At 26.4% G+C, this 24,899-nt stretch carries 30 protein-coding genes; 17 read left to right on the top strand and 13 right to left on the bottom strand.

Features of this window, described 5'->3' with window-relative positions; genetic code table 11:
- The first annotated feature begins 246 nt into the window (after window positions 1-246).
- The 3 genes from ACH5BH_RS07325 to ACH5BH_RS07335 are packed head-to-tail and all read left to right on the top strand — an operon-like array spanning window position 247 to window position 2,513.
- A complete protein-coding gene (locus ACH5BH_RS07325; RefSeq protein ID WP_423297919.1) occupies window positions 247-573 on the top strand; it encodes a cupin domain-containing protein in 327 nt (108 codons plus the stop codon).
- Window positions 574-632: 59 nt separating this feature from the next.
- The gene (locus tag ACH5BH_RS07330) at window positions 633-1,853 is read left to right on the top strand and encodes a BaiN/RdsA family NAD(P)/FAD-dependent oxidoreductase (RefSeq protein WP_423297920.1); all 1,221 of its coding nucleotides are present in this window, start codon (window positions 633-635) and stop codon (window positions 1,851-1,853) included.
- A gap of 30 nt (window positions 1,854-1,883) precedes the next feature.
- On the top strand, window positions 1,884-2,513 hold the full coding sequence (locus ACH5BH_RS07335) for a hypothetical protein (RefSeq protein WP_423297921.1): 630 nt from the start codon (window positions 1,884-1,886) through the stop codon (window positions 2,511-2,513).
- Window positions 2,514-2,732: 219 nt separating this feature from the next.
- Here ACH5BH_RS07335 and ACH5BH_RS07340 read toward each other — a convergent pair whose 3' ends face one another.
- Entirely contained in the window at window positions 2,733-3,047 is a 315-nt protein-coding gene (locus ACH5BH_RS07340; RefSeq protein ID WP_423297922.1) for a nucleotidyltransferase family protein, read from the bottom strand.
- Between the two features lie 388 nt (window positions 3,048-3,435).
- Between ACH5BH_RS07340 and ACH5BH_RS07345 the strand changes: the two genes are divergently transcribed.
- A complete protein-coding gene (locus tag ACH5BH_RS07345; protein WP_423297923.1) occupies window positions 3,436-3,897 on the top strand; it encodes a hypothetical protein in 462 nt (153 codons plus the stop codon).
- Window positions 3,898-3,915: 18 nt separating this feature from the next.
- Here the strand turns inward: ACH5BH_RS07345 and ACH5BH_RS07350 are convergent, their stop codons facing one another.
- Window positions 3,916-4,737 (bottom strand): hypothetical protein, encoded by an 822-nt coding sequence (locus tag ACH5BH_RS07350; RefSeq protein ID WP_423297924.1) that lies wholly within the window; start codon window positions 4,735-4,737, stop codon window positions 3,916-3,918.
- A gap of 103 nt (window positions 4,738-4,840) precedes the next feature.
- A complete protein-coding gene (locus ACH5BH_RS07355) occupies window positions 4,841-5,032 on the bottom strand; it encodes a hypothetical protein (protein ID WP_404305212.1) in 192 nt (63 codons plus the stop codon).
- Window positions 5,033-5,098: 66 nt separating this feature from the next.
- Between ACH5BH_RS07355 and dksA the strand changes: the two genes are divergently transcribed.
- Window positions 5,099-5,479 (top strand): RNA polymerase-binding protein DksA, encoded by a 381-nt coding sequence (gene dksA, locus ACH5BH_RS07360; RefSeq protein ID WP_423297925.1) that lies wholly within the window; start codon window positions 5,099-5,101, stop codon window positions 5,477-5,479.
- 64 nt (window positions 5,480-5,543) lie between these two features.
- Window positions 5,544-6,821 (top strand): DASH family cryptochrome, encoded by a 1,278-nt coding sequence (locus ACH5BH_RS07365; protein ID WP_423297926.1) that lies wholly within the window; start codon window positions 5,544-5,546, stop codon window positions 6,819-6,821.
- On the opposite strand, the gene ACH5BH_RS07370 is transcribed toward ACH5BH_RS07365, so the two are convergent.
- On the bottom strand, window positions 6,814-7,656 hold the full coding sequence (locus ACH5BH_RS07370; RefSeq protein ID WP_423297927.1) for a bacteriohemerythrin: 843 nt from the start codon (window positions 7,654-7,656) through the stop codon (window positions 6,814-6,816). The genes ACH5BH_RS07365 and ACH5BH_RS07370 overlap by 8 nt on opposite strands.
- Window positions 7,657-7,829: 173 nt before the next feature.
- Between ACH5BH_RS07370 and ACH5BH_RS07375 the strand changes: the two genes are divergently transcribed.
- Entirely contained in the window at window positions 7,830-8,210 is a 381-nt protein-coding gene (locus tag ACH5BH_RS07375) for a hypothetical protein (RefSeq protein WP_404305220.1), read from the top strand.
- Window positions 8,211-8,228: 18 nt separating this feature from the next.
- On the opposite strand, the gene ACH5BH_RS07380 is transcribed toward ACH5BH_RS07375, so the two are convergent.
- The 4 genes from ACH5BH_RS07380 to ACH5BH_RS07395 form a co-directional block, all read right to left on the bottom strand.
- A complete protein-coding gene (locus ACH5BH_RS07380) occupies window positions 8,229-9,374 on the bottom strand; it encodes a multidrug effflux MFS transporter (protein WP_423297928.1) in 1,146 nt (381 codons plus the stop codon).
- On the bottom strand, window positions 9,374-9,799 hold the full coding sequence (locus ACH5BH_RS07385; RefSeq protein WP_404305224.1) for a MarR family winged helix-turn-helix transcriptional regulator: 426 nt from the start codon (window positions 9,797-9,799) through the stop codon (window positions 9,374-9,376). The genes ACH5BH_RS07380 and ACH5BH_RS07385 overlap by 1 nt, the downstream gene beginning before the upstream one ends.
- Window positions 9,800-9,860: 61 nt before the next feature.
- The gene (locus ACH5BH_RS07390; RefSeq protein WP_404305226.1) at window positions 9,861-10,103 is read right to left on the bottom strand and encodes a hypothetical protein; all 243 of its coding nucleotides are present in this window, start codon (window positions 10,101-10,103) and stop codon (window positions 9,861-9,863) included.
- A gap of 52 nt (window positions 10,104-10,155) precedes the next feature.
- A complete protein-coding gene (locus ACH5BH_RS07395; protein WP_423297929.1) occupies window positions 10,156-10,806 on the bottom strand; it encodes an HAD family hydrolase in 651 nt (216 codons plus the stop codon).
- Between the two features lie 216 nt (window positions 10,807-11,022).
- Between ACH5BH_RS07395 and ACH5BH_RS07400 the strand changes: the two genes are divergently transcribed.
- The 3 genes from ACH5BH_RS07400 to ung all read left to right on the top strand — a co-directional run bounded on the left by ACH5BH_RS07400 (window position 11,023) and on the right by ung (window position 14,794).
- On the top strand, window positions 11,023-12,672 hold the full coding sequence (locus ACH5BH_RS07400; protein WP_423297930.1) for an acetolactate synthase large subunit: 1,650 nt from the start codon (window positions 11,023-11,025) through the stop codon (window positions 12,670-12,672).
- A 17-nt stretch (window positions 12,673-12,689) separates the two neighbouring features.
- A complete protein-coding gene (locus ACH5BH_RS07405) occupies window positions 12,690-14,081 on the top strand; it encodes an aldehyde dehydrogenase family protein (protein WP_423297931.1) in 1,392 nt (463 codons plus the stop codon).
- A 65-nt stretch (window positions 14,082-14,146) separates the two neighbouring features.
- Complete coding sequence (gene ung / locus ACH5BH_RS07410; RefSeq protein WP_423297932.1) at window positions 14,147-14,794, top strand: uracil-DNA glycosylase; 648 nt, start codon at window positions 14,147-14,149, stop codon at window positions 14,792-14,794.
- On the opposite strand, the gene ACH5BH_RS07415 is transcribed toward ung, so the two are convergent.
- Window positions 14,784-15,134 carry a nitrous oxide-stimulated promoter family protein gene (locus ACH5BH_RS07415; RefSeq protein WP_404305234.1) on the bottom strand — a complete coding sequence of 117 codons (351 nt, stop codon included), beginning with the start codon at window positions 15,132-15,134 and terminating at the stop codon, window positions 14,784-14,786. The genes ung and ACH5BH_RS07415 overlap by 11 nt on opposite strands.
- A gap of 116 nt (window positions 15,135-15,250) precedes the next feature.
- Between ACH5BH_RS07415 and ACH5BH_RS07420 the strand changes: the two genes are divergently transcribed.
- Window positions 15,251-15,898: a Crp/Fnr family transcriptional regulator gene (locus tag ACH5BH_RS07420; protein WP_423297933.1), complete on the top strand. Its 648-nt coding sequence runs from the start codon at window positions 15,251-15,253 to the stop codon at window positions 15,896-15,898.
- Between the two features lie 4 nt (window positions 15,899-15,902).
- Here ACH5BH_RS07420 and ACH5BH_RS07425 read toward each other — a convergent pair whose 3' ends face one another.
- Window positions 15,903-16,322, bottom strand: coding sequence for a hypothetical protein (locus ACH5BH_RS07425; protein ID WP_423297934.1), 420 nt, complete (start codon window positions 16,320-16,322; stop codon window positions 15,903-15,905).
- Window positions 16,323-16,463: 141 nt separating this feature from the next.
- On the opposite strand from ACH5BH_RS07425, the gene ACH5BH_RS07430 reads away from it, so the two are divergent.
- The 6 genes from ACH5BH_RS07430 (at window position 16,464) to ACH5BH_RS07455 (ending at window position 22,739) form a co-directional block, all read left to right on the top strand.
- The gene (locus tag ACH5BH_RS07430; protein WP_404305239.1) at window positions 16,464-16,772 is read left to right on the top strand and encodes a ComEA family DNA-binding protein; all 309 of its coding nucleotides are present in this window, start codon (window positions 16,464-16,466) and stop codon (window positions 16,770-16,772) included.
- A gap of 67 nt (window positions 16,773-16,839) precedes the next feature.
- Window positions 16,840-17,250, top strand: a complete 411-nt coding sequence (locus ACH5BH_RS07435) for a YchJ family protein (protein WP_404305241.1) — start codon at window positions 16,840-16,842, stop codon at window positions 17,248-17,250.
- A gap of 47 nt (window positions 17,251-17,297) precedes the next feature.
- A complete protein-coding gene (locus ACH5BH_RS07440) occupies window positions 17,298-18,038 on the top strand; it encodes a YaaA family protein (protein ID WP_423297935.1) in 741 nt (246 codons plus the stop codon).
- Between the two features lie 110 nt (window positions 18,039-18,148).
- On the top strand, window positions 18,149-18,934 hold the full coding sequence (locus tag ACH5BH_RS07445; RefSeq protein ID WP_423297936.1) for a substrate-binding periplasmic protein: 786 nt from the start codon (window positions 18,149-18,151) through the stop codon (window positions 18,932-18,934).
- A 3-nt stretch (window positions 18,935-18,937) separates the two neighbouring features.
- Window positions 18,938-21,400, top strand: coding sequence for a PAS domain S-box protein (locus ACH5BH_RS07450; protein ID WP_423297937.1), 2,463 nt, complete (start codon window positions 18,938-18,940; stop codon window positions 21,398-21,400).
- 82 nt (window positions 21,401-21,482) lie between these two features.
- Window positions 21,483-22,739, top strand: a complete 1,257-nt coding sequence (locus tag ACH5BH_RS07455; RefSeq protein ID WP_404305248.1) for a response regulator — start codon at window positions 21,483-21,485, stop codon at window positions 22,737-22,739.
- On the opposite strand, the gene ACH5BH_RS07460 is transcribed toward ACH5BH_RS07455, so the two are convergent.
- From ACH5BH_RS07460 to pyrE, 3 genes are read right to left on the bottom strand one after another with little or no spacing between them, the layout of a single operon-like run.
- Window positions 22,736-23,830 (bottom strand): MFS transporter, encoded by a 1,095-nt coding sequence (locus tag ACH5BH_RS07460; protein WP_423297938.1) that lies wholly within the window; start codon window positions 23,828-23,830, stop codon window positions 22,736-22,738. The two genes, ACH5BH_RS07455 and ACH5BH_RS07460, sit on opposite strands and share 4 nt — an antisense overlap.
- Window positions 23,820-24,296, bottom strand: a complete 477-nt coding sequence (locus tag ACH5BH_RS07465) for an RDD family protein (RefSeq protein WP_404305252.1) — start codon at window positions 24,294-24,296, stop codon at window positions 23,820-23,822. The genes ACH5BH_RS07460 and ACH5BH_RS07465 overlap by 11 nt, the downstream gene beginning before the upstream one ends.
- Entirely contained in the window at window positions 24,296-24,895 is a 600-nt protein-coding gene (gene pyrE, locus ACH5BH_RS07470) for an orotate phosphoribosyltransferase (RefSeq protein WP_404305254.1), read from the bottom strand. Before pyrE ends, ACH5BH_RS07465 begins: the two co-directional genes overlap by 1 nt.
- Window positions 24,896-24,899: the final 4 nt, after the last annotated feature.

A 24,899-nucleotide genomic window follows, 5' to 3' on the forward strand; every position in this document is an offset into this window, starting at 1 on the left:
AGGGTTTTTGAGCTTATTATGGCTAAAAAACATCAATCTTTAATAGATTACTAAAGTACCATAAAATGGTACTTGCAATACTATTTTATCAAGTTAAATACAATCTTGAGTAAAAAAATAGACAAAATATAAAAAAATTTTAAAAATTAGTGTAAAAAAGTAAAGTTGATTAGATTACTTTGGAATAAAAACACTTAAAAAAGATAAAAAAATGATATAATTTATACTAAATAAGAAAGGTTATATATGGAAAAAAGTTCTATTTTAGATGATATAGATATAAATTCAAAAGAAGAAAACTTTAGTGATTTAGTAAAGAATAAGAATGTAAGAATTGAAAGAATAGTGTCTACAGGGCAAACAAGCCCAAAAGATTTTTGGTATGACCAAAATGAAAATGAGTTTGTTTTACTTTTAGATGGTGAGGCAATCTTGGAATTTAAAGAAGATGATAAAGTAAAAGAAGTGAAGTTATGTAAAGATGATTATATAGACATAAAGGCTCATGTGAAACATAGAGTTAAATATACAGATACAAAAAAACCAACTATTTGGCTAGCAGTATTTTACTAAACCTTGCTGTCATCATATATAAAGTATAATTCCATCAAGAAATAAAAAGAGGATAGATTTTGAAGATAGCGATTATTGGAGCAGGGGCTGCTGGTATCATGGCAGCAATAACTGCTAAGAGATTAAATAAAGATTTAAATATAGATGTATTTGATATAAACAAAGGAATTGGAAAAAAGATATTAGCATCGGGAAATGGAAGATGTAATATCTCAAACTCAAATATCACATATAACAACTATATTGGAGAAAATCCTTCTTTTGTAAAAGATGCACTAAAACAGTTTACTTTTAATGACTTTGAAAAGTTCTGTAAAAGTATAGGACTTTTACTTGATATAAAAGAGACTTGTAAAGTCTATCCCCTCTCAAATGAAGCAAAATCAGTAGTAAACTTACTTGAAAGTACTTGTGAGTCTTTAGGTATAAACCTAATTTTAGGTGTAAAAGTAGAAGATATAGAAAAACAAAATGATAAGTTTGAACTAAAAACAGAAGAGAAAAGCTATAAAGAGTATGATAAAGTAGTTATCAGCTGTGGACTAGCAGCAGCTCCACAACTAAATGCAACTGAAAAAGGAATAGATTTTGCTTCAAAGTTTGGGCACTCTTCAAACCTAACATATCCATCACTTGTAGGACTTCATACAGACTATGAACAAAAAAGCAGACTTCAAGGAGTAAAAAAAGAATCAGAAGTTACACTGTATATAGATGGAAATAAAGAGGCTTCTATAGTTGGAGATGTGCTTTTCACAAAATACGGAGTATCAGGTTTTGCTATATTGGATATATCTCAATATGCAGTATATCCTCTAAGTTTATACCAAGATGTGCAAATAGCAATAAATCTTTTCCCAACTATAAATAGAAATGAACTTTTAGCCTCAATTGAGGGCTTACTAAAATCTCTACCAAATCAAAATGCTTCACTTTTACTAACAGGACTAATCTCAAATAAACTAGCTCCAATAATCCTAGAAAACTGTAAAATCCCAACAGAAACTCTAGCAAAAGATATAAACGCAAAACAAATAAGAGCAATAGTAAACAACCTAATAAATTGGCGATTTAAAATCACAGACACCCAAGGCTTCAAACACGCAGAAGCAAGCGGAGGAGGGGTTAGAACCGATGAGGTAGACCCAAAAACTTATGAAAGCAAAAAATGTAAAAACCTATACTTCGCAGGAGAGGTACTAGATATAGTAGGAAATAGGGGTGGATTTAATCTACATTTTGCGTGGGCTTCAGGTTATATGGTTGGAAAAAGTTTGTGAACAAAAAAGTAACTATAATAAAGGTTTTGTGTGAATGAATTAGAGAATAAGTATAAAAATTTGTTTGATGAAAATGAATTAGATAGAGTTGATAAAAACATTGACTATGTAAAATCTTCTTTGTCAGAGACAGAAAAAAAGTTTACACGTGCAACAATATTAATATTTCTATCTCTATTTTCTTTTCATTTATTATTGATTGGAGAATCCTCAGATATTATTATTTTTGGATTAAAAATAGCTAATAAAGAATTTGCATTGACATGGTTTTTAATTATTCCTTCTATACTACTTGTAATAAGGGCTTTATATGGATATTTAAGAGTTTATCAAAAAGAAACTATATCGTGGCTACTTTTTTATTATAGGAGAAAAGAGTATAATTCAGAATTATATAGAGTCGCGTATCCGTCTAATGAGATACTTGCATTAGATTTGATGAGAAGATATGAGAAAAATAGATCTTCTTTGTATGTTAAGATATTATCAGTATTTTTTGCTTTTATTACATTAATAGCACCATATTCTTATATTGTTTATGGATATATTAAATGTATGGAACTTTACCCTGGTAGTTTAGAAGTTTATATAAGTAGTGGTATTTCTTTTCTAATAATTATTCAACAGTCAATTATTATTAATTTAAGTCAAGAATTATAGTTTTAAAAAAGTGAGCATTTTCAAAATCGCGTTAAGAAAAATCAAATTAAATCTGTTAAGAAATTTGAACTGTTTGAGCGGAGCGAGTTTTCAAATTTTAAGATTTCATTTTATTTTTTAGCTATTTTGGAACTTCGCTCACGCTTTTCTTTTGCTTCTTTTCTTTATTAAAAAGAAAAGAAAGAAGTATCAAAACAAAGATATTTCATAGTTTTTACTTTAGACATATACTAAATCCTTTAATATATATCTATTAGCAATGTGATTTAAACTAGATTTATCTACAAAATCTACATCTCTATTTAATACTTTTTTTAAAAGTTCTTTTGTTTCTACTATATGAAGAATACTATCCCATCCAGAGTACTTCTTTAGATATTCATTTGTATCTTTTATTTGGTAAAGTATATCTATATCGCTATCAAGTTTTTCTTCATTTCTAGCAAATGAGCCAAAAACACCGATTAACTCAAAGCCTTCATTTTGAAGCTTTGGTTTTAGTTGTTTGAGTTTTTCTAAAACTTGAGTATTCATACTTTATCCTTTCATTTTAATCAATAATTACATTATACTAAAAAATAGATATATTAATACAAAAAGATATTTTCTTAAAGAAAAGCAATATCTCTTACAAAAATCCAAAAATAAAATAGCAATTCAAGCTATAAACATAACTTATATTTATCAAATCATAAAAATTCACTATAAATCAACTATAAATCTAAAATTAAAAAGTAAAATTTTTTATACTTTTTCTATTTTTTATCTTATAAATAATAGATAAGTTTACTACCTAATAATGAGATTTATTATAATATTTTAAAATAAGCCTTTATTTACAAATTATAAATTATAGCAGTTTTGCGACACATATATTGCCTTAATCATGGTAAAATACACTATACAAACATAGGAGCGACGAATGAGTCTTAGAATTATTGATAAGAAAGTATATCTTAATAATACGGTTATCAGCACAAAAGATTTTACAGATCAAAGTATAGTAGAAGTAGTAAGTATTCAAAAAGAAAATATAAGTGATTTTTATAATTTAAAAAGTTCAGATATATGTGATAATATTGAAGTTTATTGCAATGAGGATACTTATTCATTAAATATGTTCAAAGAAGGAAATAAAGCATTTGTATCAAAGGCTATTGAAATTATTGATAAAGATGAAGTTATTTCAATTGAAGATTTTAATAATTTAGTATTAAATGAGTTTTCAAAAATAAATGAAGTAGAAGTATTTGCAGATGATGATTCAATTGAAGATAGTTTAAATTTAGTTTTATCAACACAGTTAAGTGATACTGAATCTATAGAAGATGCAAACAGTAAAATAGACAGTGCATATAAAGAGTTAATAAGAAAAATCTTTTAATTTTTTATTTGAGTGGGATTATTCTACAATCCCACTCATACAAGTTACTTCAACTCCATCTTTTCTCCAAGCTTTTACAATTTCAAGAAGTCCTATACTATCACTTGGCATGTGAGGTGCTATGATTATATTTCCTATATTCTGCTCTATTACAGCTTTTTTAACATCTTCTGGAATATGCATAGCTATTATAGTTCCAACTCCTGCTTCAAAATATGATTTATAAACTTCTACCCCACCATTTGTACCACCAGCCATAAGTACTTCGATTCTTCCTGCATAATCGTCATTTGAACCAACTCTAATAACTGGTTGTGCTACTTTATTTTGATAATATTCCCATGAATTAAGTTCTTCAATAATATCCTTTAGTTTAGTTTTTGGCTTATCTTCAAAGGCTTTATTTAGTCTTGTCTGAACTATTTCTTCTGTAATAAAATCAGCAGGAATATGTATATTTAAATAGGGCATATTCATAAGTCTAGCAGCTGAACTTACTCTGTCATAGTTTAGTGCATGACTTCCTAAATCTACACTTGCTTGCCTTTTCTTTAATACTTTTTGAGCTTTATTTATTGGAACACCAGCTTTTACCATTCTATCAATTTGTACATCCATTACTTTTGCGAAGTCTACAAGTGAAGCATCTGCTTTTGGATGATGTGATACAACACAATCATATCCTAGTTCTTTTGCTAAAAGTAGTTCGGGTGTTTCCATATCAATACCAATAAGAATTTTCTTTATATTTTTTCCCTCTACTATGATATTTGTATCATAAGGTATTTCATCTAATTTAGCTAGTTCTAAAGCTTTATTCATTAATTCATTTGTGTTCATTTTTCACCTTTTTAATTAAATGTATAAAAAACATACAAATATATAACAATATAACAAATAAAAATAGTATAATCCCATCACAAAAAATAGTGATATTCAAAAATCAAAATTTTTCTTTTAAAATAGTAAGTTTTTTAACTTTCGATAATTCAAAAGTTCCTTTATTTGAATGAAGAGTTTTATCTTCTACAATTTTAAAGGCTTGAATTTTTTTATATACTTTATTTTCATAGGAAAAATTTATATAGTTTTTGTCATTTATTGCTTTTTTTATAAAATTTATAAGTATATTCATAAGATCTTTCTTTATATGCAACTAAGTTGCAATATAGTAAAATATAAAGAAATTATAGGGAAAACAATGCCAAAAAGAGCTTTAAGCAAAAAACATATAGAAGAAGTTAAAACTCTTCTTTTAGAAAATAAAGCAAAAATAGAAGCTACTTTAAATTCTATTTCTAATGACCATGAGTCTTTAAGTAGTATGGATTTAAATGATGATGCAGATTTTGCTGCAGCAAGTAGAGATTATTCAAATGACATTCATATTAAAAATCAGCAAATGAAAGAGCTTACTTTAATAAATCATGCTTTATTTAAAATAGAAAAAGGTACTTATACAGGCCTTTGTGAAATGTGTGATAGTGAAATAACAATGAAAAGACTTAGAGTTAAACCCCATGCAAAATATTGTATTGATTGTAGAAGTTATATAGATAAAGAAAAAGTTTCAATCGCATAAATAAATACTTTTGAAAGACATTTTTGCCCTATCAATTAAAAGGGATTTATATTAAAATATTTCTATGAAGTTAGCCATAGTTATATTTAGAAATAATCTTCGAATAGAAGACAACCCAAGTTTATTTTATGCCACAAAAAGCAATGATAGAGTTTTAGGACTTTATAGTTTTGAAATTTTAGAAGGTAATCTCTATGGATTTAAAAAGTGTGAGAAATATAGAGAAGCCTTTGTAAAGGATTCATTGTTAACTTTAAAAGATTCTTTACATCAGTATGGTATAAATTTGTGCTTTACAAATGATTTTTCAAGTACACTAGCTAAACTATCCCAAAAATTTGATATAAGCATTTATTTTGATGAAGAAGTAGGTTTTGAAGAACAAAACTTACAAAAAGTTTTTACAAGATATAAACATAAAAGCTATTTTAATCAGACTATGATTGAACCATTTAAATTTGATTTTACAAAAAGTTTTAGTCATTTTAGAAACAAAGCTGAAAAATTAGAAATTCCAAAACCCTTAGGATTACCAAATAGAGTTAAAACAGTAGAGTTTGAATCGGTGCAGTTTAGTAAACCTATGATTGCATACCCTAAAAATGCCATATTTTTTAAAGCAGGTGAACATAGAGCTAAACAGAGATTAGAAGATTATATGAATAATATCCATAGCTATAAAGAAACTAGAAATGCTATGAGTGGTTTTGATAACTCTACTAAGTTTTCACCTTATTTATCAGTAGGTAATATATCAGCAAGAATGATTTATCATAGGTTAAAAGAAGAAGAAAGAAGAGGTTATCAAAGTCAATCTTCTTATTGGATTTATTTTGAGCTTTTATGGAGAGATTTTTTTCATTTAGTAATGTTATATTCTCAAAATAGGCTTTTTTTAAAGTCTGGGATAAAGGGCATAGACTTTACTTTTAGAACTGATAGAAAAAGTTTAGATGAGTTTTTTACTGCGAATACAGGAATTGATATTATAGATGCAAGTATTATGGAGTTAAAAAGTTCTGGTTGGTTGTCAAATAGAAATAGACAGTTAGTTGCTAGTTATTTTGTTAAAAATCTAGGCTTAGATTGGCGTGTTTGTGCAGCTTTTTTTGAAAGCTATTTAGTAGATTATAACCCAGCTTCTAACTATGGTAACTTCGCATACCAAGCCTACGTTGGAAATGATAAAAGATATAGAGTTTTTGATCCTTTAAAACAAGCAAGTATGTATGATGGAGATAAATATATAAATATCTGGTTACATAGAAAACAAAATATGAAAAATATCAACTATGAAAAGTTAGCTCAAAAAGTTAAAGAAGAGGTTTTTCATATTAAATAGTTTTATTTTGTTGCCATTTAATAATTCTTCTATCTTCTTGAATTATATGTTGAACTAAAACTAGTTCTATAATTATAGCCAACTCTTTTTCAAAAGTTTCTGCTTTTACTTTTGGTAATTTTTTTACAAATTTATTTAACTCTTTTATAATTTGTTTATGAATAAGTTTATGATTTTCTAGTTCGGGATAATCAATTTTTTTCATGTATTCTTCTTCATCATTAAAATGTGTTTTCATATAATCATAAAGGTCTACTAAAATAGTTTTTATTTTATTTGTTCTATCTTTATCATCAACTGTTTTAAAAGCTTCTTTTGCTATATCAAAAAGTTGTTTGTGTTCTTGATCAATTTTTGAATTATTAACACTATAAATATGTTTCCATCCAAAATTCTTTCTTAATTCTTCCATAGGTGTTTGCCAAAGTTGAATCTTTTTATCTTCTAAAATGATATGCTTAATAAAATAGTTATCAATAAATTTAAAGAGTTCTTTTTCTATTTGAGATGTTTCAAGTTCATTAAAATCTTTTATGATTTGTTTTAACATATTAATCATTTTTTTATGTAGTTCTTTATGCTCTTGAAGGTGAGGGTATTTAATTCTTTCCATATATTTTTGTTCATTTGAGAAATGATGACCCACGTATTCAAAAAGTTCTGAAACTATTATTTTTAGTTCTTTATGTTTATGTTTTTCATCTTTAATTTTATTGATATTAAAAGCTTTTCTAGCTAAATCAAATAAGTATTGATGTTCTTTATCTATTTGTAAATTTCCAACATTGTATTCACTTTTCCATGTTAGTTGATCAAGGTCTATTTCATTATTCATAATACATATCCTTTTAATAAAAGATAATACTATTATATAACAAGATTTTAAAATAATAATAAAATAAAATAGTTAAATTGTATTAATTTTTTAATTAAGTAATCTTTTTATCCTTATTCTTATTTTTATTGTATATAATTACAAAATTATTATAGTAAATTAAAAGGTATTTTATGAGTGGTGAAATGATACAAGAACCAATTACAGATAGTCAAAAAAAGTTAGTTCAAGATGAATTTAATACAAATGTAGCTTTTTATGTACATTTAAAAGAGTTCAATGATTCAGTAAGATCAGACTTAAAAAAAAGAATTAAAGAGGTGTTTTTCTTTTCAAAAGGTGTTCATTGGAAATTTGATAGTTATGGTATAGAAAAACAAGGTTCAAGAAGTACAAATATTTTAGGATATTTTATTTTTAGAACAGCCGATGTAGAAAAACTAAAAAAACTATTTTTAGATGAATTTAAAGATTATGATAATGCAGTAAAAATCTCATGTTCAGTGGCTAAATATCAAAAAACAGAGGAACTTTTTTTTGATTTAGAAGTATAAAGTCTAGTGACTTTATACTTATTTTCTTAAAAGTAAAATAGCTAAAATTGATGAAATTGTTATACTTATAGCAATAGGTAAAAAAGTATGATCTGTAAAACTCAATGATATAGATGATACTAAAGCTCCCAATCCAAACTGTAAAACTCCTATAACACTAGAGGCAACTCCTGCATTTTTTGGGAAAAATTCAATTGCTAAAGCTAAACAGTTACCAAAAACAAAAGCCATAACTCCCATATAAGATGCTATTAAAATTACAGTAAATGCTAAGGGAATAGTTTCATAGTTTAAAATAAAAAGTGAACCTGATAATATTTGAATGGCTAGTGCAAGTTTTACTATTTGCTTAGGAGTAAAGCTTTTAAGTAAACGTACATTTACTCTAATTAAACCCATTAATACTACAAAGTTTATTCCAAAAAAGAAGGGAAAATAATCTGTAGAGATATTATAATGCTCTATATAGATAAAAGAACTTTTTGAAATAAGTATGAAAAAACCACCAAAAGATAAGCCTAAAACAAGCATATATTTTACTGCTTCTTTATGTGTTAACACACTTTTAAATGATGTATATATATTTTGTTTTATATATGTGAAACTTTCATTTAAATCTTTATAAACTAAAAATGCTATTACTAAAGGATAAATAGTTAAGAATACAAATACTGCTTTCCAAGTAAAAAAGTGAATTATAAAAGCTCCAATAAATGGTGCAATCATAGGTGCTACGCTTCTTACCATTCCCATAAGAGAAAATACTTTTGCAGCTTCTTTTCCATGAAATCTATCTCTTACACTTGCTGCTGCATTTACTACTACAATTCCTCCAAAAAAGGCTTCAAGAAATCTATATGTCCATAATTCGTATATATTTGATGAAAAGATTATAAGAAAGCTAAAAAAACTAAAACCAAGTAGTCCTGTAATTGAACCTATTCTTCTTCCATATCTATCTGAAATAGGCCCACCAAAAATTTGTCCAATAGAAAACCCTATTAGAAAAATAGATAAAGATAATTCGATTTTTTCAATACTTACATTAAAATATTTTGATATTTCAGGAATTGAAGGAAGGTAAGTATCAACTCCCATAGGTGCTACAGAAGATAAAGTAGCTAATAAAATAATAAGATATATATGATTAATAGATTTTCTCATTAGTTACACTCTACATTAGAAGCTACTTTTTCAAGTAAAGAGTTTAGAAGTTTGAACTCTTCATTTGAAAGATTTTTTATAATACTTTGTCTAAAAGCTTTTACATTTTTTTGACTCTCTTCTAGTACTTGCTCACCTTTTATACTTAATTTAATTTGATTTGTTCTTCTATCTACTGGATGTTTTATAATTAATTCCTTTTTTTCTAAAGTTCTAAGAGCTCGACTTATTGTAGTTTTATCTTTTCCAAGCATTTTAGAAAGCATAGTTTGATTTACATCTTTTTCATATTTTATAATTTCTAAAGTTGCTCTTTGTTCAGGAGCTATATCGTATTTTTGTAATATTTGTGAATATTTACTATTTAATTTATTAGCTGTTTGGTTTATTTTAAAACCAATTGATTGATGAAGTTCATATTTCATTATATTCCTTTAAAATGTATATGCAATAGTTGCATATACAACCTTTTAAAAAAATAAAATGTTAGTAATCTTTGGGATTAAGTTCATTAAAATTAATAATTTTATCAAGTCTTATTTGTAAACCACTTTTTAAGATAGCAAATTCTTCTTTTTTAATAGTTTTAAAATCAACAATTAAATCCTCAATTGTTTCTTCTTGATTTTTATCATTTATAAAAATGATTTTATTTAGAGTTCTTTTAACAGCTGCACTTTCAAGTTCATCATAAAAATGACAAGCTACAGGTTTGTATTTTGTATTCATTGTTATCTCTTTTTATTTATTATAGCATTTAAACTAAAGTAGAAATACTACTTTAGTTTATAATATCCAAAATATCCAAAGGGTGTTTTACTAGATAGTTTGCACCGCTTTGTTCTAAATCTTCTTTTGTTCTAAATCCCCAAAGAACACCAATAGCTTTCATATTAGCATTTTTTGCTGTTTGCATATCAACTTGTGTATCTCCTACAAAATAAATATCTTCGCAAGGTATATTAAAGCTATTAGCAATAGCAATTGCTGCTGTAGGATTTGGTTTTTTTTCAATATGTGCTTTTTGACCATGTATTTCTTTTATGTCAAATTGAGAAAATAGTGATTTTGTATAAGCAATAGTAAATTCATGAGGTTTATTTGATAAAATCCCTATTTTATAATCTCTTTTCTCAAGCTCTTTTAGTAATTCATAAATTCCCTCATAAGGTTTTGTTTTAGCATGGAGCTTTTGGTCATAAACAACTTTAAATCTATTTGTAACTTGTTCTTTTATTTCTTCACTTGTATCTTCATGTAAAGCATTATTTACTAAAAAATCAATTCCTCCACCTACAAAGTTTTTATAATCATTTAATCTATGATGTGGTAGGTTTAATTCGATGAGGACTTGATTCATGCAGATAGCAATATCTTCTAATGAGTCTATTAATGTTCCATCAAGGTCAAAAATTATGGCTTTATTTTTCAAAATAGTCCTTTTTATATTTATACAATCAATACTATATAAAAAATATTTAACTTTGTATAAATTAAAAAAAAGGTGTTATAATATTACTTATGGGAGAGCAAATAGATGAAGGTTGAAACACTTTAGGTACTTTTTCTTATAAAAGGGGTTTATTAAGAAAAGGTTTAATAGATATTGAATATGATTATCAATTATATAATTAAAACAAGGTGATAAATGATGAAAGCATCAGATTTATTTGTAAAAGCTTTAGAGAATGAAGGTGTTGAGTATATTTTTGGAATACCAGGTGAAGAGAATTTAGATTTATTAGAGTCGTTAAGACAATCCAAAATTAAACTTATACTAACAAGACATGAACAAGCAGCAGGATTTATGGCTGCAACTTATGGAAGACTTACTGGAAAAGTTGGAGTATGTTTATCAACTTTAGGCCCAGGAGCAACAAACTTTGCAACAAGTGCCGCTTATGCACAACTAGGTGGAATGCCAATGCTTATGATTACAGGGCAAAAACCTATTAAAAAATCAAAACAAGGTAGATTTCAGATTATAGATATTGTAAATATGATGAAACCTATGACTAAATATTCAAAACAAGTAGTAAATGGAAACAATATTCCATCTATGGTAAGAGAAGCATTTAAAGTAGCAACAACAGAAAGACCAGGAGCTGCACTTATTGAATTACCAGAAGATATAGCAGAAGAAGAGGTTGATTATAATATTTATCCTGTAAGAGATTTAAAATATCCTCATGCAAATAAAGATGTGATTTTAGATGCAGTAAGAATGATAGAAAAAGCAAAAAGACCACTTCTTCTAATTGGTGCAGGAGCAAATAGAAATAGAATTGGAAATGCACTTACAAATTTTGTAAATGAAACTGGAATTCCTTTCTTTTCAACACAAATGGGTAAAGGTGTAATTGATGAAAATCACAAATTATGTCTAAGTACAGCAGCACTATCACAAGATGATTTTATTCATTGTGCAATTGATAGAGCAGATTTAATCATAAATGTAGGACATGACGTAATTGAAAAACCACCATTTTTTATGGATAACAGTGAAGATGGAACGAAGGTAATTCATGTGAATTTCTTTGCTTCTGATGTAGATGATACTTATTTCCCTCAACTTGATGTATTAGGAGATATAGCTAGTAGTATAAACTCTTTAACAACTGCTATTTCTGTTCAGGACCATTGGGATTTTGATTATTATAAAAGAATGGTAAAAGAGATAAAAACACATCTAAATAAATATTTTGGTGATAATAGATTCCCAATTCTTCCTCAAAGAGTTGTAAGAGTTGTTAGACAAGCATTAGATCATGAAGATATAGTAACTTTAGATAATGGAGTATATAAAATTTGGTTTGCTAGAAACTATAGATGTGCTCAATCTAATACGCTTTTATTAGATAATGCTTTAGCTACTATGGGAGCAGGACTTCCATCAGCAATGGCTGCAAAAATGGTAAATCCAGACAAAAAAGTAGTAACAGTTTGTGGAGATGGTGGGTTTATGATGAACTCTCAAGAATTAGAAACAGCTGTTAGACTAAAACTTGATTTAACAGTAATTATTTTAAATGATAATGCTTATGGAATGATTAAGTGGAAACAAACAGGAATGGGCTTTGATACTTTTGGTTTAGATTTAGATAATCCTGATTTTGTTCAATATGCAAAATCTTATGGAGCTACTGGACATAGACCTACTTCTTGTGAAGAGTTCGAAAAAACACTAGATGAGTGTGTAAATGGGAAAGGTGTACATTTAATAGATTTAGCAGTTGATTATTCACTAAATCATACAATTTTAAATGAATTATTAGCAAAAAAAGAGTGTTTAATATAATAATAGAAGGAGAAAGAATGAGTAAAATTGAAGTAACATCACCGTATGATGGAAGCAAAGTTGGAGAAGTTCCATTTAGCACAACACAAGAAGTTCAAGAGGCTATAGATTTAGCACAAGCAACTTTTTTAGATCATAAAAATGCTTTACCAAAATATAAAAGAATTGAAATTTTAGAAAAAGCAATGGAGATTATGAGTTCACAAGTTGATGAACTTACTAAACTTTGTGCTAGTGAGGGTGGTAAACCTTGGATAGATTCACAAGTAGAAGTAAATAGAGCTATAAATGGTGTAAAACTTGCTATTGAGCATTTAGGTGCTCATGAAGGTAAAGAAATAGCTATGGGACATACAGCAAGTAGTGTAAATAGAATGGCATATACTTTTAAAGAACCAATTGGAGTGGTTGCTGCAATTTCTGCTTTTAACCATCCTTTTAACTTAGCTGTTCATCAAGTAGTTCCAGCACTTGCTGTTGGTTGTCCTGTTATTATTAAACCAGCAACACAGACACCTATGTCAGCTATTAGATTAGTTGAAATTTTAGAAGAAGCAGGCCTTCCTAAAGGTTGGGCTCAAGCAGTTGTTTGTGATAGAAATGCAGGTGAATTATTAGCTACTTCTCCAAAAGTAAATTTCTTAACATTTATTGGTTCTGGTGATGTTGGTTGGTATTTAAATTCAAAAGTAGCAAAAGGTACTAGAGTTGCACTTGAGCATGGTGGAGTTGCACCTGTAATAGTTGAAAAAGACGCTGATATTGAAGACTTAATACCTTCTATTGGAAAGGGTGGTTTCTATCATGCAGGACAAGTTTGTGTATCTGTTCAAAGAGTATATGTGCATGAAGATATAGTTGATGAGGTAGCAAATAAATTAAGTGATTACGCTTCAAAACTTGTAGTTGGTAATCAACTAGATGAAAAAACAGAAGTAGGTCCACTTATTAATAATGCAGAAGTTGATAGAGTAGAATCTTGGGTAGAAGAAGCAGTTGTTAAAGGTGGGAAAATCTTAACAGGTGGTTCAAGAATTTCTGATTCTTGTTTTGAACCAACAGTTATTTTAAATCCTGCTGATGATGCTTTAGTATCTACAAAAGAAGTATTTGGACCTGTTGTTTGTATTTACTCATACAGTGATATTGAAGAAGCTTTTGATAGAGCAAATGCTTTAGAGGTTTCTTTCCAAGCAGCAGTATTTACAAAAAATATTGATACAGCACTTAAAGCTGTAAAAAGATTAAATGGAACTGCTGTGATGGTAAATGACCATACTGCATTTAGAGTTGATTGGATGCCATTTGGAGGAGCAAAAGCTTCAGGACTTGGACTTGGAGGTATTTTAAACTCTATGGAAGAGATGAGTAACGAAAAATTAATGGTAATTAAATCTCCTGTATTATAAGATACGAAATATTTTAAACTAAGAGTTTAACTCTTAGTTTAATTAGATTATTTATAGGAATATACATGACTTGGGATGATTTTTTTAAAGAAGAAGAAAAAAAAGAGTACTATCAAAACTTAATAAGCCAAGTAAATAAAGCTTATGAAACAACTACAGTTTTCCCTCCAAAAGATAAAATTTTTAATGCTTTTAGTTTAACACCTTTAGAAAATACAAAAGTTGTACTTTTAGGACAAGACCCTTATCATGGAGCAGGGCAAGCACAAGGTTTAGCCTTTTCAACGCCAGTTGAGATTAAAAACCCTCCATCAATGAGAAATATGCTTAAAGAAATACAAGAAGATTTAGGTAAAGCTTCAATTTGTGAGCATGGAGATTTAACTTCATGGGCAGAAGATGGTGTTTTATTAATTAATGCAATTTTAACAGTAGAAGAATCAAAAGCAAAATCACATCATAAAATGGGATGGGAAATCTTTACAGATAATTTAATCAAATTTATAAGTGCAAACTGTAATGATATAGTGTTTATTCTATGGGGAAGTAGTGCTATAAAAAAAGAAAAAATTATAGATATTTCAAAACATCATATATTAAAAGGGGTTCATCCAAGTCCTCTATCAGCTTATAGAGGTTTTTTTGGTTGTAAACATTTCTCAAAAACTAATGAGATTTTAGAGAAAATAGGAAGAAAGCAAATTAACTGGTAAAAAAGTTTTTAACTTTTTGCTTTGTTTTTACTAGGCTAAGTTTTATAGCACTATATCTCATAACTTTTGCGATATTTTTCCATCTTGATTTTTCATAGCAAGGATTAGGACATTTTCTACATCTAGGTTTAATTTCATGGGGACAATTTTGAAGTCTTTCAAAGGAATAATTAATTGCCTCATGACATTCTTCACATAAGTTTAAAGATATATTAAATATTTTTTCTTTATATTCTAAAGATATGTTTTTTTGATATTGCTTTATATGATGATTTTTACAATAAACCTTAAAAAATTCTTCTAATGTTTTAATTTCAATATCAAACTTCTCATTAGTCATGGAAATAAGCCTTTAGGTAAAATAAGGTAAAATTTGTCTTATTTAAATAAATTTATTATAATTGTTACATATTATAGAAAAATAAACATTGATTTTTATCAATAAAAAGAGAGAAAATGAAAAGAGAAGAGTTTGAAGATTTTTATCTTTTTAGTTTTTTAAAAGAAGAAGAGCTTGAAAGACTAAAAGAAATTTCTGTGAAAAAATATTTTAATAAAGATGAAATACTTTTTTATAAAGGGGATAAACCAAAGTTTTTACATGTTCTTTTAAAAGGAATAGTAAAACTTTATACACATGATCATAAAGATAATGAGGTAGTTATACATAATTTAATGCCACCTTCTTTAATTGCAGAGATAGCAAATTATGAAGAAATAGGCTTCCCTGCAAATTGTGCTTTTGAAACTAGTGCAGAAGTTTTATTGATTGATTATGAAAAATTTAAAGTAGAATTTTTATTAAAACCAGAAATTTCAATGTTTTTTATTAAATCATTGACAAAAAAAATAAAAGCTTTAGAAAGTTTTATCTCTTATAATATAAGTTCAAATAGTATAGAAAAAATTGCTAAATTTTTATTGGATAATGAAAATTTATTAAAAAATTTAAAACAAGTTAAAATAGCTCAGTTACTAAATATAACACCTGAGACTTTTTCAAGAAAAATTTCAAAATTAAAAAAAGATGAAATTATCCAAAATGAAAAGGGTTTTATTAAGATACTTGATCATGAAAAATTAAGTGATTTCGTTTCAAGTTAGAGCTTTATTCTTGCTCTACTTGATTTTTAGTTTCTTTTCTTAATTCTCTTAAAAATGAATAAAGATTTCTTTTATGAATTCTATCAACTTGCATAAAAATAAATGCTACAACTACTACATTTAAGTGAATCATTGCTTCTTGAAATTCAAATGATAGTATTAAAACCCCCGCAATTATAATAAAAACAGGTTGGGCAATTTTGATATTTCCAACGGCTTTTTCAAGTTTATCTTTATATTCTTTTTCATTATTTCTAATATATTGATAATCTTCAAGTCTAATTTTCTTTTCATCTTTTAATTTATCTAAACCTTTTATAACATCAATATTTTTTTTATATTGTAGATATTTATAAAATAGTGCAATAAGTAAAACAATTGATAAAAAGTTTGATACTAGTTCTAATGGAAATTGTGTAGGCATTTGCTTCCTTGTGTCATAATTTTATTGAATTATTATACAAAAAAAAGCTTATTTATCTACATATAAACAAATATTTAATAATTTAAAACTTTATTTATAAATATATAGGTATAATTTAATAAATTATTTAAAAGGATTAAAATGAAGAGATTGTTAGTTTTATTGATGTTAAGTACATCATTTTTATTTGCTGCTTTAAATTTACAAACAGCATCTAAGCAAGAGTTGATGTCTATAAAAGGAATTGGACCTAAAAAAGCAGAGCAGATTATTCAATATAGAAAAACAAATAAAATAAAAAGTGCTGATGATTTAAAAAGTATAAAAGGTTTTGGACCTACTATTATTTCTAATGTAAAAGGAAATAAGAAAGTTTCAAAAATGAAACAAAAACAAAAAGTGAAAACTTTAAAAGTTAATAAAAAAGAAAATCAAGTAAGTAAAAAATAACTTAGTAGGTAAAACCTACTAAGTTAGCTTATGTTAAAATCCTTTAATCATAAATTAAAGGTTGCTTTTGAAAATATCTGCAAATAGTTTATGCCCTTGTGGCTCTTCTCAAAAATATAAAAAATGTTGTAAAATTTTTCATAATGGTTCTTTTGCTAAAACGGCACTAGAACTGATGAAATCAAGATATTCAGCTTTTGTAGTTGGAGATAGTAAATATATTATAAAAACTACACATCCTCAAAATATTGATTATACAGATGATATAGATACCTGGACTTTATCAATAAAGCAATTTTCAAAAAATACAGAGTTTAAAGGCTTAATTATTCATGAGTTCATTGAAAAAGAAAATGAAGCTTATGTAACATTTCAAGCAATATTAGAACAAAACTTACAAGATGCTTCATTTTTAGAAAAAAGTAAATTTTTAAAAATAGATAATCAATGGTTATATCATAGTGGAGAACTTAGTTAATACTTAAGCTAAAAGTGACTTTATAAAAATTATTTAAAAGGTAAAAAATGAAAATTTTATTAGCACCAGCAGAAACGAAAAATAGTGGTGGAACACAAAAGTCTTATTGTAAAGAAAACTTCTTTTTAGAAGAACTTTTTGATAAAAGAGATGAGATTTTTAATAAATACGAAAAATTATTAGATTCTTCTAGTATTGAAGAGTTGTCAAAATGGTTTGGATTAAAAAATTTAGATGAAGTGAAAAGATATAAACAAACTTTAAAAGATAAACCAACGATGAAGGCAATTCAAAGATATAATGGTGTTGCTTTTGATGCAATAGAGTATGAAAGCTTAGATAAAAAATCTCAAAAATATATAGACGAAAATGTAATTTTATTTTCAAATCTTTTTGGACCAATTAAAGCAGATGATTTAATTCCTGACTATAAGTATAAACAAGGTGCAAAACTACCTGATATTGTAGTAGAAAAGTTTTATTTAGAGAATTTTACTAAGGCTTTAGATGAATATATAGGTGAAGAAGTTATTGATTTAAGAGCAGGACATTATGAAAAATTTTATAAAGTAAAAAATGCAAATGTTCTAACATTTAAATTTATAAAAGATGGCAAGGTTGTAAGCCATTGGGCAAAGCATTATAGAGGTGTTTTATTAAAACATTTAGCCAAAAATAATATTTCATCAATTTCTAATTTTATGGAAACAACAATTGAAGGTTTAAAGTTAGTAGAGATTCAAGAGAAAAAAAATATTAAACTATTGATCATGGAGATAAGTAATTAAATATTAGTGTATTGTAAAATATAAATATTTATTTTTTATTTAAAGTGCTATTTACATATATTTGGTAATACTATATGTATATTTAATGTAAGTTTATAAAAAGGTTTACTATGAAATTAAAAAAAGTTATGTATTTAATTATAGTTTGTTTTTTCTTATCAAGCTTAAATGCTAATAAATTAGAATCCATAAAAAAAAGTAATGAAATAAAAGTATGTATTTGGCCAGAATATTATGGTATTTCATATTTAGATATAAGAACACAAAAACTTGTAGGAATTGATAGTGATTTAGCAAAAGAATTAGCAAAAGATCTAAATGTGACTTTAAAATATATTCCAAGTTCTTTTGCTACTTTAATAAAAGATATTAAAAGTGATAAATGTGATATTGCTATGTTTGCTATAGGTAATACAAAAGAAAGAAGAGAACAAATTAGATTTACAACACCACATTTATCAAGTGATATTTATGCAATTACTACAAAAAATAATAAAAGAGTTAAAACTTGGGATGATATTGATACAGAAGGTATAGTTGTGGCCGTAGCAAAAGGGACTTATCATGAGCCAGTAATGAAGAAAAAACTTAAAAAAGCAAAGCTACTTGTATTGAATAGTTTTAAAGCAAGAGAAGAAGCAGTAAGAGCAGGAAGGGCTGATGTTTTTATGACTGATTATCCTTTTGGAAAAAGAATGCTTGCTAAGACTTCATGGGCTAAATTGATTATTCCTAAAACTACTTATCATAAAACACCTTATGCTTGGGCTTTAGCTTATGGAAATGATTTATTTTATAAAAGAGTTGAAAAGTTTATTTCAGATATTAGAAAAGATGGAAGACTTTTAAATTTAGCTAAACAAAATGGATTAGCACCCATTGTTAATTTGAAGTAATAAATGAAAAATCTTTCATCTTTAGGTAAAACATTAATACTTTCAATAGTTTTAATAATAACAGTACTTACTACTATAATTTCATCTTTGTCTTTTTTAAAAGAAGAGGCAATAAAAACACACTTAGAAATTGCTAAACTACATGCAAATACTTTATCTGATCAAGTAACACAGTCTTATAATAATATTAATCTTTTAATATCAAATTTGATATCTGTAATTAATAAAGAAGAAGATTTTAATTCTTTACATTTAAAATCAAACAAGATTTTATTTAATAATCCTTTTATTAGATCAATTAATATTTTAGATACAAATCAAAATGTGATTTATAGTTCAAATAAGATGAATGATGGTTTACATATTGAACTAAATGATTTTTATCCAAAGCCTTTATTTAATCAGTCTGTATTAAGATTTGGAATTCCTTGGATTGGCAGAGATTTAATTGATGGTTTAAATGTTACACAATTAGATGAGGAAAAAACTAGTAAGACTGATTTATCTTTTATTCCCTTGATTAAGTATTTTGAAATACAAGGAAAAAGGTTTTATGTGCTAGTTAATATAAATAGTGAATATTTTATTAATAGATATATAGATAATCTTGATAGTTCTTTTGCTCATATAGATTTATTTAGAATTGATGGTTTTTTACTTTTTTCATCAAGAGCTGATACTTTACCTGGAAAACTTATTAAAAAAAGTAAACTTTATAATATTTCTTTAGATAAATCTCAATCTTGGGGAATCGAAAAATTAGGAGAAAAACAATACATTACCTCATATAAACTAGCAGAAGTTTTTCCTTTAAATATAGCTATTAGAATAAATTTAGAAGAGACTTTAAAAGATTGGGAAGATAAAACCTCTAATATTTCTATTTTAATAGTTTCTTTAGTAATAGTAAGTGCAATTTTAGTTATAGCTTTAATTTATAAGTATCAGTTAGAAAATGAAAGAGAGCGTAAATTTCAACAAAAGCAAATACAAGAACAAAAAAAGTTTCAAATCTTATTTGCACAAACAATTTTTCTTGGTGCAATAATGAAAAATGATGGAAGTATAGTTCAGGTAAATAATAAATGTTTGAGTTACTTAAAAGAAGATGAGAATCAAACTTTGAAAAAGAAGTTTTGGGAATTGTCTTGTTGGGAAAAAGAAGAAAAAGATTATATAAAAAACTTGATATTAAATGAAAATCTTTTAAAACATATTCCTCAAAGAGAATTGAAAATAAATAATAAAAATAATGAACAAAGAATTATAGAGTTTTCATTAGTTCCTCTACATAATAATGGAAGTTTAGAGTTAGTAGCATTAAGTTTAGATATCACAGAGAAAAAGCAAAAAGAGGAGCAATTAAAGCAGGCTTATACTGTTTTCCAAAATGCTCATGATGGTATTATTGTTACTGATGAAGAAACAAATATTATAAATGTAAATAGTGCTTTTGAAAAATCTACAGGTTATTCTTTAGATGATATATTTATGTTAACTCCTGCAGTTTTACAATCAGGGCTTCATGATGCAGAGTTTTATAAACTTATGTGGAAAGATATAAATGAGTTTGGTTTTTGGGAAGGTAATCTAGTAAATAAAAAGAAAAATGGTGAGCTTTATAATGAGTATATTACTATAAGTGTAGTATATGATGAAGAAAATAAAGTAAAAAACTATATAGGAATTTTTTCAGATATTACCAACCAAAAAAGACAAGAAGAAAAATTAAAAGAGCAAGAACAAATGCTTCATCAGCAATCAAAAATGGCTGCTATGGGTGAAATGATTGAAAACATAGCCCATCAGTGGAGACAACCACTTTCTATAATTTCAACAATTTCAACGGGAATTAAATTAAAAAAAGAGTTAGGAGTTAGTAAAGAAGAAGATGAAATTATTGAACTAGGAAAAATAAATGATGCTTCACAATATTTATCTCAAACAATAGAAGACTTTAGAGATTTTTTAAGAACAGATAAACCTAAATCTATTTTTAATATTCAAAAATCTTTTGATAAAAGTTTAAAACTTATTAGTTCAAAACTAAAAAATAGAGAAATAAATATAAAAAAAGATATAGAAAGAATAAATATTTTAGGTATAGAAAATGAATTAATTCAAGTTTTTTTAAATATATTCAATAACTCAAGAGATATTTTAGAACAAAGTAAATTAAATAATAAAGTTATATGGATAAAGGTTGAAGAAAAAGATTCAATGGCAAATATCAAAATAATTGATAATGGTGGAGGGATCAATGAAAAAATAATTGATAGAGTTTTTGAACCTTATTTTACTACTAAACATCAATCAAAAGGCACAGGAATAGGACTTTATATGAGTAGGGAGATTATTGTAAATCACATGAATGGAACAATTCAGTGTTATAATGTTCAATTTGAATATAATCAAAAAACATATACTGGTGCATGTTTTGAAATAGTTATACCTATAAGAAATTAATAAAAATTAGATAAATTAAAATAAAATAATACTTTTATGGTGCTAATTTATGTTATGCTTATATGTTCAGAAAGGATTAAATATGGATAAAATAGATTTTCTTAAACTTTTAACAGTAATATATGTTGAAGATGATGATATAGTTAGAGAACAAACTGCTAATTCAATTGAGAAACTATTTAAAGAATTACATATTTGTAGAAATGGACAAGAGGCACTTACTTTATATGATGAGTTAATAAGTAAAAATCAAAGAGTTGATGCCATAATTAGTGATATTAATATGCCTATTTTAGATGGTATTGATTTACTAAAAGAAATAAGAATCAGAAGTGAAGAAATACCTTTTATTTTTACAACTGCTTATACAGATGAAAAATACTTACTTAATGCCATAACTCATAACGCAACAGCATATATTTTAAAGCCTACAGATATTAGAATATTATTAGATAAAGTCTATAAAACAACTCACTCTTTTCATCAGCAAGACACAATAATAAAGCAAAAAAAAGAATTAGAGAAGTACTTAAATGCTATTGATAATGTAGCTATTGTATCAAAAACAGATACAAAGGGAAAAATTATATTTGCTAATGATATATTTTGTGAAATGGCACAATATACAAGAGAAGAATTATATGGTAAACCACATAATATTGTAAGACATCCAGATATGCCAAGAGCAGCATTTGAAGAACTTTGGAAAACAATAAAAAACGGAGATACTTGGCAAGGAAAAGTTAAAAACAAAGCAAAAGATGGAACAGCTTACTATGTAAATGCAACAATTATACCTATATTTGATGATATAGGAGATGAAATTATTGAATATGTTGGGATAAGATTCCTGACAACAAATGATGAACTTGAAAAAAGAGAATTTAAAAAAAGAGTACTTCAAAATATTCAAGAAACTAAAAAACAACATATAAGTAGTCAGAAAAAAATAAAACTCTTAGAAGAACAACTTAATACTTATGCAAATATAGATTTAGGTTCATTAAATAGAGATATTTTAGAATTGAAACAAAAATGTGATTCTCAAAATAAACAATTAAACTACTATGAAGATGAATTTAAAACATTAAAAGAAAAGAATACATATATTACAAATACTGCAAATGAAAAAGTAAAAAAAGCTTCAAAACTTGCGATAAATTTAAAAAGTGAAAATGATAAATTACTTGAAGAAAACAAAGAACTAAAAAAAGAAGTTGAAATAAAAAAGAAAGTAGTCTTAGAATTAGAAAAACGAATAACAGAAAAAAATAAATATATCGAAGATCTAAAAGATGTGATAAGTTTTAAAGAGAGCGAATTAAAAAATAATACTTAAGTATTTCTTTTTACTAAATAAAGACTAATAAAAGAAACAAAAGCAAAAATAGCACTATAAATAAATAATGAATCTCCATAAACCCAACCTGCAATTATCGCACCAATAAATCCTCCTAGTCCATAAGCAACCCCATACATAAACTGCTGTGCAAGTTTTTTATCTTCATATAAAGAATAAAGATATATTATTACGGCACTATGATATAAACCAAAAGAAAAAGCATGAATACTTTGACTTATAAATGTAATTGTAAGTGAATCAGGATAAGAATAAAGCATTAACCATCTAGTAATGGTAATTGCTACACAAAATTTTATAATTGATAGAAGATTATTCTTTAAAAGCGGTGCTTGGAAATAAAGCATTAGTATTTCACAAATTACACCAAATGACCAAAGATAAGAAGTCATTTCTAAACTTATCCCATGTTGTGTTTCATAAATTGTGAAAAAGTTATAAAAACCTCCAAAACTCATTTGCATAAAAAATAAGCTAAGCCAAAAAGGCCAATATTTTAAAAAAGAGAATTTTTCACTGTTTTCTTGTGCTTTATGTTCAACATCATTTCTCATAAGTAATAAAGCAAAAATCACTGTTAATATATTTGTTGCTAAATAATAGTGTAGAGCAATTTTAGGTTCACTCAAAAATTTTGCTAAAACAAGTGATATAATCATAAAACCAATAGAGCCAAATAGTCTAGATTTGCCATATTTTTCTTTACCTAAATGCTTTATGGCAGAAACTTCTAAAAAAGGTAGAATTAAAGATAAACATACCCCTAGAATAGCATTATTTATCATAAAAAGATAAAAACTATTAATTGTTATATAAAAGAGTAAAGAGCTTATTACAGACATAAATAAAGCTGTTTTGAAAACATTTTGATTAAGTTTAATATGCTTTAAAAATAAAAATGGAGTGACAAATCTCATAAGAGGAGCAAGTGCAAAAATAATACCTATTTCAAAAGAGTTATAGCCACTATCATATAAAACTTTAGGTAAAAAAATTATATAAACACCAACAGCTGCAAAATAAAAAAAATAAAATGCAGAAAGTTTAAAAAAAATAAATTTATTCGTCAATAATTATAGTCTTAGATATTAAATCTTGAAAAGTTTTTTTCTCTTTATTGAAAAAAGGTATAAACATTAAAAAGAAAGAAATCATAGCTATAAGCGTTGCTATATATCTTATAATAGCTTGAGAAAATGATATTCTTTGTAGATTTTCATTTACTATTTTAACACTATAAGCTTTCATCCCAGGAGTTTGAAATTTTACATACCAGAAAAATGTAATAATAATAGAAGTTATACCTAAGATTAATCCCCATCCAAGGGCTCTATTGTTTGCGAATTCATCTCCTCCACCTAAAACTAAATACATTATAATATAAGTTATTGGTGTAGTAATTAGAAATGCATCTGTCAAAAAAGCTTTAAATCTTAAGCTAAGAGATGCACAAGAAGAGATAGATTTTACTTCTTCTTGTTTTTTATTAAAGTGATTTCTCTCTTTATTCTTTTTTACATCTCTCCATTTAGCCATTAGTTACCTCTACTACCTGGTTTATAAGCAATATCTTTAAAATCACACTCATCAGGAGTGTACATTTTAAATGTAAAATCATCAAGTGCAAAAAGTGGTTTATCTAAAGGAAGTTTACAATTTTCTTGTCTTTGTAAATCACTTCCTTCTCTACTACAAAACCCTCTATTAGCAAGTGCTGCATAAGCTATAATATTTCCACCTGCATTTTCTACTTGTTTAGCAGCTTCAAGAGCAGAACCACCAGTTGTGATAATATCTTCACAAATGATATAGTTTTCACCCTCAGCAACTTCAAAACCTCTTCTAATAGTCATTTCACCATCAACTCTTTCTGCAAAAATAAATCTTACATCTAAAGCAGTTGCTAATGCAAACCCTGCAATTAATCCACCAAGCGCTGGTGAACATACTGCATCAACTTTAATACCAGCAGCTTTAATTTGTTCAGCTAAAGCTTCAGCAAGTAATTTAGCAGTTTTAGGATTTTCTAAAACTTTTGCAGATTGTAAATAAAATTTAGAATAGTTTCCACTACTTAATTTGAAATGCCCTTCAAGTAGAGCTTCTGAATCCTTATAAATTTGTTCTACATTCATTAAA

Origin of the sequence: Arcobacter rhizosphaerae, assembly GCF_049472155.1 — a bacterium.
GTDB lineage: Bacteria > Campylobacterota > Campylobacteria > Campylobacterales > Arcobacteraceae > Arcobacter_B.

Bases quoted from the DNA above. Each gene is read 5' to 3' on its own strand.
- ACH5BH_RS07325 (WP_423297919.1), top strand. From the start codon at position 247: ATGGAAAAAAGTTCTATTTTAGATGATATAGATATAAATTCAAAAGAA.
- ACH5BH_RS07340 (WP_423297922.1), bottom strand. From the start codon at position 3,047: ATGAATACTCAAGTTTTAGAAAAACTCAAACAACTAAAACCAAAGCTT.
- ACH5BH_RS07345 (WP_423297923.1), top strand. From the start codon at position 3,436: ATGAGTCTTAGAATTATTGATAAGAAAGTATATCTTAATAATACGGTT.
- ACH5BH_RS07350 (WP_423297924.1), bottom strand. From the start codon at position 4,737: ATGAACACAAATGAATTAATGAATAAAGCTTTAGAACTAGCTAAATTA.
- ACH5BH_RS07355 (WP_404305212.1), bottom strand. From the start codon at position 5,032: ATGAATATACTTATAAATTTTATAAAAAAAGCAATAAATGACAAAAAC.
- dksA (WP_423297925.1), top strand. From the start codon at position 5,099: ATGCCAAAAAGAGCTTTAAGCAAAAAACATATAGAAGAAGTTAAAACT.
- ACH5BH_RS07365 (WP_423297926.1), top strand. From the start codon at position 5,544: ATGAAGTTAGCCATAGTTATATTTAGAAATAATCTTCGAATAGAAGAC.
- ACH5BH_RS07370 (WP_423297927.1), bottom strand. From the start codon at position 7,656: ATGAATAATGAAATAGACCTTGATCAACTAACATGGAAAAGTGAATAC.
- ACH5BH_RS07375 (WP_404305220.1), top strand. From the start codon at position 7,830: ATGAGTGGTGAAATGATACAAGAACCAATTACAGATAGTCAAAAAAAG.
- ACH5BH_RS07380 (WP_423297928.1), bottom strand. From the start codon at position 9,374: ATGAGAAAATCTATTAATCATATATATCTTATTATTTTATTAGCTACT.
- ACH5BH_RS07385 (WP_404305224.1), bottom strand. From the start codon at position 9,799: ATGAAATATGAACTTCATCAATCAATTGGTTTTAAAATAAACCAAACA.
- ACH5BH_RS07390 (WP_404305226.1), bottom strand. From the start codon at position 10,103: ATGAATACAAAATACAAACCTGTAGCTTGTCATTTTTATGATGAACTT.
- ACH5BH_RS07400 (WP_423297930.1), top strand. From the start codon at position 11,023: ATGATGAAAGCATCAGATTTATTTGTAAAAGCTTTAGAGAATGAAGGT.
- ACH5BH_RS07405 (WP_423297931.1), top strand. From the start codon at position 12,690: ATGAGTAAAATTGAAGTAACATCACCGTATGATGGAAGCAAAGTTGGA.
- ung (WP_423297932.1), top strand. From the start codon at position 14,147: ATGACTTGGGATGATTTTTTTAAAGAAGAAGAAAAAAAAGAGTACTAT.
- ACH5BH_RS07415 (WP_404305234.1), bottom strand. From the start codon at position 15,134: ATGACTAATGAGAAGTTTGATATTGAAATTAAAACATTAGAAGAATTT.
- ACH5BH_RS07420 (WP_423297933.1), top strand. From the start codon at position 15,251: ATGAAAAGAGAAGAGTTTGAAGATTTTTATCTTTTTAGTTTTTTAAAA.
- ACH5BH_RS07425 (WP_423297934.1), bottom strand. From the start codon at position 16,322: ATGCCTACACAATTTCCATTAGAACTAGTATCAAACTTTTTATCAATT.
- ACH5BH_RS07430 (WP_404305239.1), top strand. From the start codon at position 16,464: ATGAAGAGATTGTTAGTTTTATTGATGTTAAGTACATCATTTTTATTT.
- ACH5BH_RS07440 (WP_423297935.1), top strand. From the start codon at position 17,298: ATGAAAATTTTATTAGCACCAGCAGAAACGAAAAATAGTGGTGGAACA.
- ACH5BH_RS07445 (WP_423297936.1), top strand. From the start codon at position 18,149: ATGAAATTAAAAAAAGTTATGTATTTAATTATAGTTTGTTTTTTCTTA.
- ACH5BH_RS07450 (WP_423297937.1), top strand. From the start codon at position 18,938: ATGAAAAATCTTTCATCTTTAGGTAAAACATTAATACTTTCAATAGTT.
- ACH5BH_RS07455 (WP_404305248.1), top strand. From the start codon at position 21,483: ATGGATAAAATAGATTTTCTTAAACTTTTAACAGTAATATATGTTGAA.
- ACH5BH_RS07465 (WP_404305252.1), bottom strand. From the start codon at position 24,296: ATGGCTAAATGGAGAGATGTAAAAAAGAATAAAGAGAGAAATCACTTT.
- pyrE (WP_404305254.1), bottom strand. From the start codon at position 24,895: ATGAATGTAGAACAAATTTATAAGGATTCAGAAGCTCTACTTGAAGGG.